We start from the raw sequence: 13,568 nt of genomic DNA on the forward strand, positions 1-13,568 counted from the left end.
ACTCAGTATGTATCCTAATTTTTTCATATCTATTTACAATCTCACTCCTATACTAAATTCCACCGCCTCCGCCTTTGCATAATGTGCCTTTACTGTTACGCTTCCAAAAAGTTTATCCCGGTAAAAATAACGTTTAATTCCCAATCGGTTATAGACTCTATTTTCAAATTCATATGGCCAGTAGACATAATACCCTAATTGAGAAACAAATGCTACTTTATGAAATCGCAATTCATGGCCTACAAAGATTCCAATTCTCCTATAATCTTCATCGCCTGTTAAACCATCTTCCGGAAACGCAATTGAACGATAGCGAATCAATTCGATTAAAAAATCGGAAAAATACACATCTACCCCTGCCTGAAGTGTGCTCTTATAATTGAGTCGTTTGTCTGCAAAAACGGAAAATGTATAAAATGGAAATTGTCCAAGGCCATTCACATCTGCCTCATTAATACCGGTTCTAAAAGCAAAATTATACTTGATTCGCTCCGCATAGTTTGAACTTCTCCAGGAAGTTTCGGGTATGTAGGTTGGAAAACTTAACGGATCCAGTTGGTAACTCAATCCCGCATTAAAATACAAGGTATTGGTACTGTTATTCGGAGCCTTGAAGTTGGCATTCGAATAATGTATTACTCCAAATCCCGCCTGAAACCCTAATCCCTCAAAAAGGTTTTCTTTGATGAAATTGGCTCTCAATATGGTCGAACTCAAAAACCGACTCCCATAAGCATTATTCTGAAAATTTGTTTCAGGATCATAGGGATTATTGGCATAAGCAACGCCCTGGCCAATCCCAACGGTTAAATTCCTGTTTAAAAAGTAAAAATTAAAATGCCCGTACAACGAATAGTTCTCTCCTAAAAAGGGGTTTTTTAAGTCCTGATAGATAAAGGTAACGCCCCAATCCGGATAATTATAACGCGCCTCTACCTCCTCAAAACCATAGGTTTTTCTATTGTAACTTAGAATAAGACCGGTAGGATGTCCCGTAATTAAATGTGAAATATCGGGATTGTGCTCCATAATCGTCCCCGTGAAATAATTGGCCTCAAAAGAGTGGAATTTTATTTCATTCTGTTGTGCAGAAACAAGCTGAGAGCAAAGAATTACGATTAATAAGCAAAAAATTCGGTTCATGTCTTTTTAAGAGGCGTAAAGATACACTAATCCTAAAAACACAAGGAAATTTAACATGTAATTTAGCGCCCAAAAGGCAACTGTAAAAGATCTACATTTCCGCCGGAAAGAATGACGCCAATTTGCTTGTTTTTGAATTTATTTTTCTCTTTAAAAAGACCGGCGACAGCTACTGCACTGGAGGGTTCAATAACTATTTTCATACGCTCCCAAATATATCGCATTGCCGAAATGATTTCTGACTCTTCCACCCGTATTATCTCATCCACCAATTTCGTTATAATTGGAAAATTTATATCTCCTAAATTTGTTTTGAGTCCGTCGGCAATTGTATTGGCAGTATTGTTTGTTTCAATCCGACCACTTTGTAACGATCTAAATGCATCGTCTGCTTCCATTGGTTCGGCACCAATTGTTTTGCAATTTTTTCCAAAATAATAAGAAGCCAGGGAAGTGCCGGCCAGAAGACCTCCTCCCCCAACAGGGGCGATAATGAAGTTAAGGTTTGGTTGCATGTTGCACAACTCTAAGGCGGCGGTTGCGTTCCCCAAAATAACATCTGTGTTGTTGGAAGGATGTAAAAATGTGGCTCCGGTTTGTTGTATAATTTTTTCTGAAGCAGCTTCACGAGCGGCTATAGTCGACTCAGATTCGGAAATAATCCCGTCATATCCCTTCACGGCATCTTTCTTCACTTGAGGTGCATTGGAAGGCATCACAATATAGGCTTTCACTCCCAGGTTTCGGGCAGCCAAAGCTACTGCCTGACCAAAATTTCCTGAAGAATGGGTCACAACTCCTGCTTGCTTTTGCTTTTCTGAAAGTTGTAAAATAGCATTTACTGCGCCTCGCATTTTAAAGGCACCCATTTTCTGAAAGTTCTCACATTTAAAAAATACTTCAGCTCCTATTGTTTTATTCAGGGAACTTGAAAAAAGTACGGGAGTATTGTGAACATGCGCCTGTATTCGAAGGTAGGCAGCTTCTATTTCATTTTTCTTCGGAATCATAGCCTATTCAAAAGCACTGTCATTAATAAGATCGGCCAGGGAGGTATTCTCGAAAATGGTAAGTGTATTATCCCGCACCTGAATCATCAAATTGTGGACACTGCATTGTGCCTCATCGGGACAATCGTCACATTTTTCGTAAAAGTTTAAACTCACACAGGGAATCATTGCAATTGGACCTTCCAAAATCCTGAATACGCCCGCTATTGGAATATCTTTAGCTTCTTTTAGCAAGTAATAGCCGCCTCCTTTTCCTTTTTTAGATTCTAAGAATCCGGCTTTTCGCAATGAGAGTAGTATACTCTCAAGAAATTTTTGAGAGATGTTTTCTGCTTCCGAAATAACAGATATTTGTACAGGGTTGTTATCCTTATTTCTAGCCAAATAAGTAAGCGCTTTGAGTCCGTATTTTGTTTTTCGCGATAACATCTAATCTTAAAATTATATCATTAAACTTACAATAAATTAAAATAATTGCGAAGCAATTGCCTTTATATTGTCACTCTTTCCCATGGAATAATAATGTAAAAACGGGATGTCGTGTTGCATCAATTCTTTGCTTTGCGCAGTACACCAATCTATCCCTACTTGTCTCACATCGTCATTATTGTTACATTTTAAAACCTCTTTTATGAGGGTCTCCGGCAAATTGGCATTAAATCGCTGCGGAATTAAATTGAGCTGCTTTTTGGAAGCCAAAGGCTTTAAGCCGGGTATAATGGGTACGGTAATTCCTGCGTCACGGCATTTTTGAACGAAACTGAAGAACTTTTCATTGTCAAAAAACATCTGAGTTACTATGTAAGAAGCGCCATTGGTTATCTTCTTTTTTAAAAAGTGAATATCGCTTTCCATATTGGGAGCTTCCATATGCTTTTCGGGATAGCCTGCAACCCCAATACAAAAATTGGTCTGCGCCTGATTGAGAATTTCGGCGTCAAGATACTCTCCGTTGTTTAAGGATCTAATCTGTTTTACCAATTCTTCGGCATAGGCATGTCCCTTTTTTTCGGGCGTGAAATAGGTTTCAGTTTTCACTGCATCGCCGCGAAGTGCCATCACATTGTCAATCCCCAAAAAATCTAAATCGATTAAAAAATTCTCGGTATCCTCCTTGGTAAAGCCCCCGCACAAAATATGCGGAATGGCATCTACTTCATAGCGGTTTTGGATTGCCGCACAAATTCCCACCGTTCCGGGCCTTTTGCGAACTACCTTTTTTTCCAGAAAGCCGTTTTCCAGTTCCTTATACACATATTCTTCCCGGTGATAGGTTACATCTATAAAAGGAGGTTTAAATTCCATCAACGGATCGATACTGTCAAAAATAGATTGTATGTTTTGCCCTTTCAAGGGGGGTAAAATTTCGAATGAGAACTGTGTTTTTCCGTTTCCGTTTTGTATATGTTCCAGTACTTTCATTTAGTCTGCAATGTTTGTTTTTAACCACTTTTCGGCATAATCGTAATCGATTCCTTTGCGCTTTGCAAAATCTGCCACCTGATCTTCTTTTATTTTTCCCACTCCAAAATAACGAGCCTCCGGATTTCCAAAATAATACCCCGAAACCGAAGCCGCAGGCCACATGGCCAGGCTCTCTGTAAGCTCAACTCCTATTCGTTCTTTTACTTGCAACAACTCCCAAAGTGTTTGCTTTTCGAGGTGGTCCGGACAGGCAGGATAGCCGGGCGCCGGACGAATTCCTTTATAACTTTCTTTGATTAAATCTTCGTTCGATAATTTTTCATCGCTGGCATAGCCCCAATGATCCTTTCTTACCTGCTCGTGTAAATATTCGGCAAAGGCCTCCGCCAATCGATCTGCCAATGCCTTTACCAATATTGCATTGTAATCGTCCAGGTTTTTTACATAGGCTTCGGCTATTTCCTGAGTCCCAAATCCCGCTGAAACACAAAAACATCCTACATAATCCTGTATCCCCGAAGCTTTCGGCGCAACAAAATCGGAAAGGGCAATATTGGGTCTTCCTTCAGCCTTTTTGCTTTGTTGCCGCAGTGTTCTAAAATATGTCTTATCTGAATTTTTCTCTGAATTTGTTACCTCTATATCATCATCATTTACGGTATTGGCTTCAAATAGGCCGAAGACCGCTCTTGCAGTTACCTTTTTTTCAGAAATTAGTTGCCGCAGCATTTCCTGTGCATCTTTAAATAATTCGGTCGCCTGTTCGCCTACTACGCTATCTGTTAAAATATCGGGATAACGCCCGTGCAATTCCCAGCTTCGGAAAAACGGACTCCAATCGATATAGTCTTTCAGCAATTCCAAATCAAAATTATCGATAACCTGAATCCCCAAGGTTTTGGGTTTTACAATTTCTGAAGCATCCCAATCTATTTTCAGTTTATTTTTTCTGGCCTCTTCAATCGAAATGTAGGTTTTCACCTTTTGTCGCTTTAGGAAATTGTCCCGGAAATCGGCATAATCCAATTTTAAATTGTTTTTAAAAGCAACCGAGGTTTCTTTTTGCAACAAATCGCCTACAATAGTCACTGCTCTGGAGGCATCGTTAACATGTACCACCGCGTTTTCGTATTGGGGATCTATTTTCACTGCGGTATGGGCCTTGCTCGTAGTGGCTCCACCAATTAACAAGGGTACTTTAAAATCTTGTCGTTGCATTTCCTGCGCTAAAAAGACCATTTCATCCAGGGAAGGAGTGATTAGTCCGCTCAAACCAATAACATCTACCCGGTGCAGTTTTGCTTCAGAAATTATTTTCTCCGGCGCTACCATAACCCCCAAATCGATAATCTCGTAATTGTTACACGCCAGCACTACCCCAACAATATTTTTCCCGATATCATGCACATCTCCTTTTACGGTGGCCATCAAGATTTTTCCGTTGGACGAGGCGACCCCGTTCTTTTCGGCTTCAATAAAAGGCAACAAATAGGCAACGGCTTTTTTCATCACCCGTGCCGATTTCACCACTTGTGGCAGGAACATTTTTCCGCTTCCGAAGAGATCTCCCACCACGTTCATTCCAATCATTAAATGGCCTTCAATCACTTCTATAGGTCTTGCAACCTGTTGTCGGGCTTCTTCCACATCGTCCACAATAAAAGCATCAATTCCTTTTACCAGAGCTCGCGTAATTCTGTCCTGCAAAGGTTCATCCCGCCAAGCTGTATCGGCGACCTTCTCTTTACTGGTTTGCACGACCGATTCGGCGAAATCTAAAAGTCGTTCGGTGGCATCGTCTCTTCTGTCCAACATGACATCTTCCACATACTCGAGCAAGTCTTTAGGGATATCGTCGTACACTTCCAGCATCGTCGGATTTACAATTCCTATATTCATCCCTGCCTGAATCGCATGGTATAAAAAAACTGAATGCATGGCTTCACGGACGGTATCATTCCCTCTAAAACTAAAAGACACATTACTCACACCGCCACTTACGCTGCAATGGGGTAAATTTGTTCTTACCCAACGTGTCGCTTCAATAAAATCGATGGCATTTCTACGATGCTCGTCCATCCCGGTTGCTACCGGAAAAATGTTAAGATCGAAGATGATGTCTTCAGGGTTAAAGCCAACAGTATTCACCAAAATAGTATAGCTGCGTTGTGCAATTTCGATGCGGCGTTCGTAATTATCGGCCTGTCCCACCTCATCGAAAGCCATAACGATTACGGCTGCTCCGTAACGTCTTATTAGTTTTGCTTGCCGAATGAATTCGGTTTCGCCTTCCTTCAAACTTATGGAATTTACTACGCATTTCCCTTGCACCACTTGTAATCCGGCTTCAATAATTTCCCACTTAGAGCTATCTATCATGATGGGAACGCGCGAAATATCGGGTTCGGCAATGACCAGATTCAGAAACTTGACCATGGCTTCCTTTCCATCTATTAAACCATCGTCCATATTGATGTCGATAATCTGTGCCCCGCCTTCCACCTGATGCCTAGCAATAGATAAGGCTTCCTCGAAATTCCCGTCTTTTATGAGTCGGAGGAATTTTCGTGAACCCGCAACGTTGGTTCGTTCGCCTACATTGATAAAATTGCTTTCGGGAGTGACAACCAAGGGTTCTAAGCCCGACAATTTCAGGTATCTCTTTTGTTTTATTTCGGTTGCTGATTCTATCATAAATTTTATGCGGTTACACTTTTTTTATAATGAAAAGGTCTTGGTTTATACGCTGAAGCTAACTCTGCGATCGCCTTTATATGCTCCGGTGTTGTTCCGCAGCATCCCCCAATAATGTTGATTAAATTCTTGTCTAAATATTCCTTTATCTGCAAGGCCATTTGTTGCGGACTTTCATCGTATTCTCCAAACGCATTAGGCAAACCTGCGTTGGGGTAAGCCGAAATCGCCAATTGGGTTCTTCTCGCAATAGCTTCCAGATGGGGTGTCAATTGTTTTGCACCCAAGGCACAATTAAATCCGACGCTTAAGAGCGGAATATGTGATACTGAAATTAAAAAAGCTTCGGCAGTTTGACCCGACAATGTTCTCCCTGAAGCATCGGTAATGGTACCGCTAATCATCACCGGAATGTCCAGGTTTCGTTCTTCCTTAATCTCTTCAATAGCAAACAAAGCCGCCTTCGCATTTAGAGTATCGAAAACTGTTTCTACTAGCAACATATCTACACCTCCGTCAATGAGTGCTTCGGCTTGCTGCTTGTAGGCAACACGCAATTCTTCAAAAGAAATAGCTCTAAATCCGGGATCGTTCACATTGGGCGACATACTTGCCGTTTTGTTTGTGGGTCCGATAGCTCCGGCAACGAATCTGGGTTTGGCAGGGTTCTTTTCAGTAAAACTAATAGCGACCTCTTTGGCAATCTTTGCCGACTCATAATTTAATTCATAGACAAGGTCTTCCATGTTGTAATCGGCCATCGCAATGGTGGTCCCTGAAAAGGTATTGGTTTCTACAATATCTGCTCCGGCTTCAAAGTATTTGAAATGTACTTCAGCAATCGCTTTAGGTTGGGTCAAAGACAACAAATCGTTGTTTCCTTTTACCGATTTATGGAAATTTTTAAAACGCTCTCCTCTAAAATCCTCTTCCGAAAATTTATAGCGCTGCAACATGGTTCCCATAGCTCCATCGAGGATGAGAATTCGTTCTTGCAAGGCTTTTTCTAACTCACTCATATTGTTTCTCCGTTTACAATTATAGAATAGGTGATGTGTACACACCCCGTCAAGGTTAGTGAAACCGAACAATACTTTTCGAAGCTTAAGGCAGCTGCTTTTTTTGCTTTTTCGGGATCGACTGTTCCGTTCAGATGAACCGTTAGATGTATAGAATCAAATGGCCTGGCCTGCTTCACTTCTTTTCGTGTTCCTTCTACATCTATCGAATAGGAAGTTACCTCCTGGCGTTGTTTTTTTAAGATCGAAATTATATCGATCGCATTACAACCTCCTACCGCCATAAGCACCAACTCCATCGGACTTGCACCCTTTACCACATCATTGGTTTTATTGTCGATTAGCACAGGCACATCGTTTGCGCCTATAGCTTCAAAAAGATAATCGTCATTTATACGGTTAAGCGTTACTTTCATATTTTATTTTCACGTTTTAATTTAATTTATCGCTAAGTCTCAGGATATCTCCAAAAACACCTCTGGCAGTGACCGTGGCACCGGCACCCGCTCCTTGAATTACAATAGGATTATTGCCGTAGCTTTCGGTGTAAATTTCGAAGATAGAGTCACTTCCCTTCAACTGACCTAACATACTGTTTTTAGGCACGGAAACCAATTTTACTTCCAAAATTGCTCCATCCTCTCTTGACAAATCGCCATGTAGGTCACCTACATAGCGCAACACATGATCGGGAAGTTGATTGTTTCGCTTGATGTGAAACGGAACGTCAAAATCCTTCAAATGTTCTAAAAATGTTTCCTTCGGAAGTGTTCTAAGGGCCTTTGGAATTAGGTTTTGAATTTTTACATCCTCAAACTCAGTATGCAAATCTAATTCGCGAGCCAGAATCAATAGTTTTCTAGCTACATCTTTTCCGCATAAATCCTCACGAGGATCCGGTTCGGTATACCCTTTTGAAATGGCCTGCTTTAATATTGTGCTGAAGAGTTCGTCTTTTTCAGAAAAATGATTAAAAATATAACTCAGAGATCCGGAGAATACACCTTTTATTCGGGTGATATTCTCTCCCGAAAGATGCAATAATTTAATGGTATCTACCAAAGGCAATCCTGCTCCTACGTTGGTTTCGTATAAATATTCCTTGTTGTTTTCTGAAAGTAATTCGCGCAATTCTTTGTAAAAATCAAGTCCCAAAGTGTTCCCTATTTTATTGGAAGACACCAAACTGAAGCCTTCTTCCACCAAAGTTTTATAGTGCTTTACAAATTCTTCATTTGCGGTATTGTCGATAGCAATCAGGTTTTCCAAATTATTGGATTGTGCAAAGCTAATAATATCCCGAACGCAATAGGAAGTTCCCTTTTCTCTTTTTGCTTCCTGCCAATTTCCGGAAATGCCTTTTTCCTCCAAAAGCAGCGAGCTCGAATTTGCCACCGCAAAAATGTTCAGGTCTAAATTTCTACGTTTTGAAATTCCTTTGCCGGATGCAATAATCTGATCGATCAATATACTTCCCACGTTTCCGTGTCCAAAAATAGCGAGATTTACTTTTTTTCGTTTTATCTGTTCCAAATCGATCAACGCTTTGGGTTGTTCAATAATTTCAGTGCTCATAGTGGTTGTTTTATACAAAGAGTACTTCTTTGGCGGTTGCACTTACTTTTAAGGTTTCAGATAAATCGGTTATCAAATCTTCGGCATCTTCTATTCCGCAGGAAAGTCTAATTAGCGAATCTTTAATTCCCGCTTTTAATCGAATCTCTCTTGGGATGGAAGCATGCGTCATCTGCGCCGGATGGCATAATAAACTTTTAACACCGCCCAGACTTTCGGCAAGTTTAAAATAGTTGGTTGATGTCACAAATTGATTGGCTGCATCCTGAGTATCTTCTTTTAAAGTAAAAGACACAATTCCACCAAAGAGTCCGTTTTGTTGATCTTTAGCAATCTCGTGATTTTTATGAGTCGTTAATCCCGGATAGAAAACATCCTGAACTGCTTCCTGCTCTTGTAAGAACAACGCCACTTTAAATGCATTTTCGCACTGCTTTTTATACCGAATGTCTAAGGTTTCAATGCCGCGAATGGTTAAAAAGCAATCCCATGGCCCCAGGATTCCTCCCGAAGCATTTTGAATGAATTTAATTTTTTCTGAAAGCGTTTCGGTCTTTGTCACTACCAACCCCGCAACCAAATCGGAGTGACCTCCAATGTACTTGGTGCCACTGTGAATTACGATATCTGCTCCCAGTTCAATGGGACGTTGCGCAATAGGCGAGGCAAATGTATTGTCGACAACTAACAAGGCATTAACCCCTTTGGCGATTTTTGAAATTGCCTCAATATCTGAAACTTTCAATGTAGGGTTGGTAGGAGATTCGATCCAGATGAGCTTTGTTTTTTCTGAAACTGCCTCAGAAACATTGGAAACATCGGTAGTATCTACATAATTTACGGTGATACCCAGTTTTTCATAGACATGGGTAAAAAGCCGATAAGCGCCTCCGTAAATGTCGTCGACGGCAATGATTTCGTCGCCCGATTTCAATAGTTTCAACACTGCATCGATAGCGGCAAGACCTGTTGCAAAGGCAAAAGCCGAATGTCCGTTTTCCAATTGCGCGACTACGTCTTCAAGAACTTTTCGCGTTGGATTGTTACTTCTTGCATAATCGAAACCCTTGTTTACACCCGGAGCTTCCTGGATAAAGGTTGATGTTTGGTACACCGGTACCGAAATGGCCCCCGTGAGCGGATCACTGGGAATTGAATGAATAATTTTTGTTGCACTCATTTTTCTTTCTTTTTGAGTTAATAAATGATTAAACCAAAAGTCAAAATGCATCTGCCTGCGGCCGATGTACTTTACCAGAAAAATGTTATTAAGAATGAGTTGGCAATTTTAAAAAAATTGTCGTGTCGTTATCTATCGCCAATTTCCGCTTATTGGGAAATTATTGTAGAATGTAGCACCTTCTTTCCAGAGAAAGGGTTGCTAAGGCTTCATAGGGTCTAATCCCTCCGCCTTTCTTGATAACATTTCAATAAAGATTTGAACTTTGTATGCGCAAATATTCAGTTAGAAAAAGTTAGTATCCAAATTTTTTCGTAAAAAAATATAAATAAAATTCCTATTCACTTTATTTTTTTACTTTTGCAGCAGAAAAACAAAGAGGAAAGATTTGACTGATTGCAACCTCTTTCAAACGCAGTAATTCTGAGTTTGAGGCTCCGCAATAAATGCGAAGAAAAAATGCTAAAGGCAGTGAAAACTCCCTTCGACGCGTTCGTCAAATCTTTATAATTTATTATATAATTTAAAACCATTTTATGGCTTACTTATTTACATCTGAAAGTGTTTCTGAAGGGCATCCCGATAAAGTTTCCGATCAGATTAGCGACGCCTTATTAGATCACTTTTTAGCCTTCGACCCCGACTCTAAAGTAGCATGTGAAACACTTGTAACAACAGGCCAGGTTGTACTTGCCGGGGAAGTGAAAAGCGCAACCTATCTCGATGTTCAAACCATTGCCAGAGATGTTATTAATAAAATAGGTTACACCAAAGGTGCTTATCAATTTAGTGGAGATTCCTGTGGTGTAATTTCATTAATTCACGAACAATCTCAGGATATCAATCAGGGTGTGGATCGTGAAAATAAAGAAGAACAGGGTGCAGGAGATCAAGGGATGATGTTTGGTTATGCTACCAAAGAAACAGCGAATTATATGCCTTTGGCCTTGGACATTTCACATAAAATATTAATCGAATTGGCTGCCTTACGTAGAGAAGGAAAGCAAATTCCGTATTTACGTCCCGATTCCAAGAGTCAGGTGACCATAGAATACAGCGATGACAACGTACCTCAACGAATTGTAGCCATTGTAGTTTCTACACAGCATGACGATTTTGATGAAGACGAGATCATGCTTGCTAAAATTAAGAAGGATATCATTGAGATTTTGATGCCCAGAGTAAAGGCACAGCTTCCTAAATATGTTCAGGATTTATTTAATGATGCTATAGTATATCATATAAATCCAACAGGAAAATTTGTAATTGGCGGACCGCATGGAGATACCGGACTTACGGGCCGAAAAATAATTGTGGATACTTACGGGGGAAAAGGAGCACACGGAGGTGGAGCTTTTAGCGGAAAAGACCCTAGTAAAGTAGACAGAAGTGCGGCATACGCTGCGCGACACATTGCCAAAAATCTTGTTGCCGCCGGTGTGGCCGATGAAGTATTGGTGCAGGTATCTTATGCCATTGGTGTAGTAGAGCCCACTTCAATTTTGGTGAATACACACGGTACATCTCATGTTGGAATAACCGATGGTGAAATCGCCTTGCTAACTGCCAAAATATTCGATATGCGCCCTGCCGCCATCGAAACCCGGTTAAAGCTTCGCAATCCAATTTATTTGGAAACCGCTGCATACGGACATATGGGTAGAACTCCTAAAATTGTTACCAAGGTGTTTGAAAGCCCATACAACGGACGTATAGAAAGAGAGGTAGAATTGTTTACCTGGGAAAAGTTGGATTATGTGGACAAGGTTAAAACAGCGTTCGGGTTGTAAAATTTGCCATTCTGAACCTGCCTGCCGGCAGGCAGGTTTAATTCAGAATCCAATTTAGTTGTCGACACCAATTAGAAACTGAATCAAGTTCAGTTTGACAAAAGATTTTAAGACCATAAAAAAATGCCCTCTAAAATACTCTTAGAGGGCATTTTTTATTTAATCAATTCCCCCTTTACGCTGTGGAGAACGAGGCTCCGGCCAGGTGCGTTGCTCGCCTGTTCTTGGATTGATAGGTAACACTATTTTCTCGGTAGAACTTCGATTAGGATCTTCGCACGCCATATAGACCAAAATAGCCGTAAGTATTGCATTACTTCTCACATCATCGAAAATTATTTTATCGTAGGTATCTCTATTGGTATGCCAGGTATAATCCCAATACGACCAGTTAAGGGAACTTAAATTAAACGCAGGAGCTCCCGCTGCCAAAAAAGACGCATTGTCCGATCCCCCGCCACTTGGAGAACCCGGAAAGTTGGTTTCAATTTGATCTGAAATTTCTTTAGGAACAGCATGCAGCCAATTGCTTAGGTACTCGTAGGAGTGTAAAAATCCGGCGCCTGAAAGATTTACAACTCTTCCGGTTCCGTTATCCTGATTAAAAACCGCCTGTATATTTTTTACAATTTCGGGATGGTCCTCCACAAAGGCTCTGGAACCATTCAATCCTTGTTCCTCACTTCCCCAATGTCCTACCAAAATCGTGCGCTTCGGATTAGGATATACCTTCTTCAAAATACGCATGGCTTCCATCATTACCAAGGTTCCGGTTCCATTATCGGTTGCGCCTGTTCCCCCGTCCCAGGAGTCGAAATGCGCCGAAAGGATAACATATTCTTCGGGTTTTTCAACACCTTTCATTTCGCCAATGGTATTCAATGTGGGAACCAAGCCTAATTCTTTGGATTCGGCTACAATTTTAATTTGTGGTTTGTCACCGTATTCCACCATTCGATACAACATGGTATAGTCTTCCAATTCCAGATCTACAGAGGGTATTTTTTTGGTTCGTGCACTAAAGATCTTGTTTACACCAAACCCTTCCGACCAATTTGAGGATACAATCCCAACGGCACCTGCATTTTCTAAGGCTTCGTTGATGGTTCTGCTGTTATAGCCCATACGACGCATATTATCACGCCATGCCGTTTCCTGAGCTTCCCGGTCTTTCTTCATCTTTTCGAAGGACTTTTCAGTAGCAAATTCCTTCCAATTATAATCCGGCCGACCTGTAGGTTGGTTCATAGAAACCATTACAAATTTCCCCTTTACATTGGGTAACCATCTCTGAAATGCCATAGAATCCTGCACCTCAGGCAACACAACCAATTCGGCCGTTACACCTTTGCTCGATGTTCCGGGATTCCAGGCCAATTGTGTACCATCCAGAGATTGAATTCTGGGGTAGATCATATCAATATGGGTAATTCCGCGTTCCCATCCGCGCCATTCTCCCCAGGTTTCGTTCTTGGCGCTGATTCCCCAGGATTTATATTTACTCACCGCCCAATCGTTTGCCTTTTTCATTTGCGGAGTTCCCACCAATCTGGGTCCAATTACATCCATGAGTTCGTGCGCCAACAACTCCAACTGAGAGTTTTCATTGGCTTCTTTTATTATGTTGTCGACTATAGGATTGGAATCCTGAGAAAAAGTATTGGTTGAAATTAAGAGAGTGGCAAGAAGTAGAAAATAGATTTTTTTCATGGTTTGGTGAGTTAGTTGTTGC

Annotated in this window: 10 protein-coding genes, 1 pseudogene and 1 riboswitch; of the genes and pseudogenes, 1 reads left to right on the forward strand and 10 read right to left on the reverse strand. The window is 40.9% G+C overall.

All coding sequences use genetic code 11. The annotated features are described in order from the left end of the window. Positions 1–33: 33 nt before the first annotated feature. From ATE92_RS02590 to ATE92_RS02630, 9 genes and pseudogenes are all read right to left on the reverse strand, one after another. On the reverse strand, positions 34–1,143 hold the full coding sequence (locus tag ATE92_RS02590; protein ID WP_100802212.1) for an acyloxyacyl hydrolase: 1,110 nt from the start codon (positions 1,141–1,143) through the stop codon (positions 34–36). 62 nt (positions 1,144–1,205) lie between these two features. Then, complete coding sequence (locus ATE92_RS02595) at positions 1,206–2,153, reverse strand: pyridoxal-phosphate dependent enzyme (RefSeq protein WP_100802213.1); 948 nt, start codon at positions 2,151–2,153, stop codon at positions 1,206–1,208. A gap of 3 nt (positions 2,154–2,156) precedes the next feature. Next, complete coding sequence (locus ATE92_RS02600) at positions 2,157–2,582, reverse strand: Rrf2 family transcriptional regulator (RefSeq protein ID WP_100802214.1); 426 nt, start codon at positions 2,580–2,582, stop codon at positions 2,157–2,159. Positions 2,583–2,618: 36 nt separating this feature from the next. Then, positions 2,619–3,575, reverse strand: coding sequence for a methylenetetrahydrofolate reductase [NAD(P)H] (gene metF, locus ATE92_RS02605; RefSeq protein ID WP_100802215.1), 957 nt, complete (start codon positions 3,573–3,575; stop codon positions 2,619–2,621). After that, entirely contained in the window at positions 3,576–6,272 is a 2,697-nt protein-coding gene (gene metH, locus ATE92_RS02610; RefSeq protein ID WP_100802216.1) for a methionine synthase, read from the reverse strand. It lies immediately after the preceding gene. A 5-nt stretch (positions 6,273–6,277) separates the two neighbouring features. Next, positions 6,278–7,291, reverse strand: coding sequence for a homocysteine S-methyltransferase family protein (locus ATE92_RS02615; protein WP_100802217.1), 1,014 nt, complete (start codon positions 7,289–7,291; stop codon positions 6,278–6,280). Next, positions 7,288–7,707: an OsmC family protein gene (locus tag ATE92_RS02620; protein ID WP_100802218.1), complete on the reverse strand. Its 420-nt coding sequence runs from the start codon at positions 7,705–7,707 to the stop codon at positions 7,288–7,290. The genes ATE92_RS02615 and ATE92_RS02620 overlap by 4 nt, the downstream gene beginning before the upstream one ends. 16 nt (positions 7,708–7,723) lie before the next feature. Then, positions 7,724–8,806 (reverse strand): annotated as a pseudogene (locus ATE92_RS02625) (aspartate kinase); the annotation flags it as partial. 70 nt (positions 8,807–8,876) lie between these two features. Beyond that, complete coding sequence (locus tag ATE92_RS02630; RefSeq protein ID WP_100804332.1) at positions 8,877–10,046, reverse strand: PLP-dependent aspartate aminotransferase family protein; 1,170 nt, start codon at positions 10,044–10,046, stop codon at positions 8,877–8,879. 125 nt (positions 10,047–10,171) lie between these two features. Next, positions 10,172–10,292: riboswitch (SAM riboswitch) on the reverse strand. A 290-nt stretch (positions 10,293–10,582) separates the two neighbouring features. Between ATE92_RS02630 and metK the strand changes: the two genes are divergently transcribed. After that, a complete protein-coding gene (metK, locus tag ATE92_RS02635; protein ID WP_100802220.1) occupies positions 10,583–11,836 on the forward strand; it encodes a methionine adenosyltransferase in 1,254 nt (417 codons plus the stop codon). Positions 11,837–11,995: 159 nt separating this feature from the next. Here metK and ATE92_RS02640 read toward each other — a convergent pair whose 3' ends face one another. Next, on the reverse strand, positions 11,996–13,546 hold the full coding sequence (locus tag ATE92_RS02640; protein ID WP_100802221.1) for a M20/M25/M40 family metallo-hydrolase: 1,551 nt from the start codon (positions 13,544–13,546) through the stop codon (positions 11,996–11,998). Between the last annotated feature and the right edge of the window lie 22 nt (positions 13,547–13,568).

The organism is Ulvibacter sp. MAR_2010_11 (assembly GCF_002813135.1).
In the GTDB taxonomy this organism is placed as follows: Bacteria; Bacteroidota; Bacteroidia; order Flavobacteriales; family Flavobacteriaceae; genus Altibacter.

Bases quoted from the DNA above. Each gene is read 5' to 3' on its own strand.
- ATE92_RS02590 (WP_100802212.1), bottom strand. From the start codon at position 1,143: ATGAACCGAATTTTTTGCTTATTAATCGTAATTCTTTGCTCTCAGCTT.
- ATE92_RS02595 (WP_100802213.1), bottom strand. From the start codon at position 2,153: ATGATTCCGAAGAAAAATGAAATAGAAGCTGCCTACCTTCGAATACAG.
- ATE92_RS02600 (WP_100802214.1), bottom strand. From the start codon at position 2,582: ATGTTATCGCGAAAAACAAAATACGGACTCAAAGCGCTTACTTATTTG.
- metF (WP_100802215.1), bottom strand. From the start codon at position 3,575: ATGAAAGTACTGGAACATATACAAAACGGAAACGGAAAAACACAGTTC.
- metH (WP_100802216.1), bottom strand. From the start codon at position 6,272: ATGATAGAATCAGCAACCGAAATAAAACAAAAGAGATACCTGAAATTG.
- ATE92_RS02615 (WP_100802217.1), bottom strand. From the start codon at position 7,291: ATGAGTGAGTTAGAAAAAGCCTTGCAAGAACGAATTCTCATCCTCGAT.
- ATE92_RS02620 (WP_100802218.1), bottom strand. From the start codon at position 7,707: ATGAAAGTAACGCTTAACCGTATAAATGACGATTATCTTTTTGAAGCT.
- ATE92_RS02630 (WP_100804332.1), bottom strand. From the start codon at position 10,046: ATGAGTGCAACAAAAATTATTCATTCAATTCCCAGTGATCCGCTCACG.
- metK (WP_100802220.1), top strand. From the start codon at position 10,583: ATGGCTTACTTATTTACATCTGAAAGTGTTTCTGAAGGGCATCCCGAT.
- ATE92_RS02640 (WP_100802221.1), bottom strand. From the start codon at position 13,546: ATGAAAAAAATCTATTTTCTACTTCTTGCCACTCTCTTAATTTCAACC.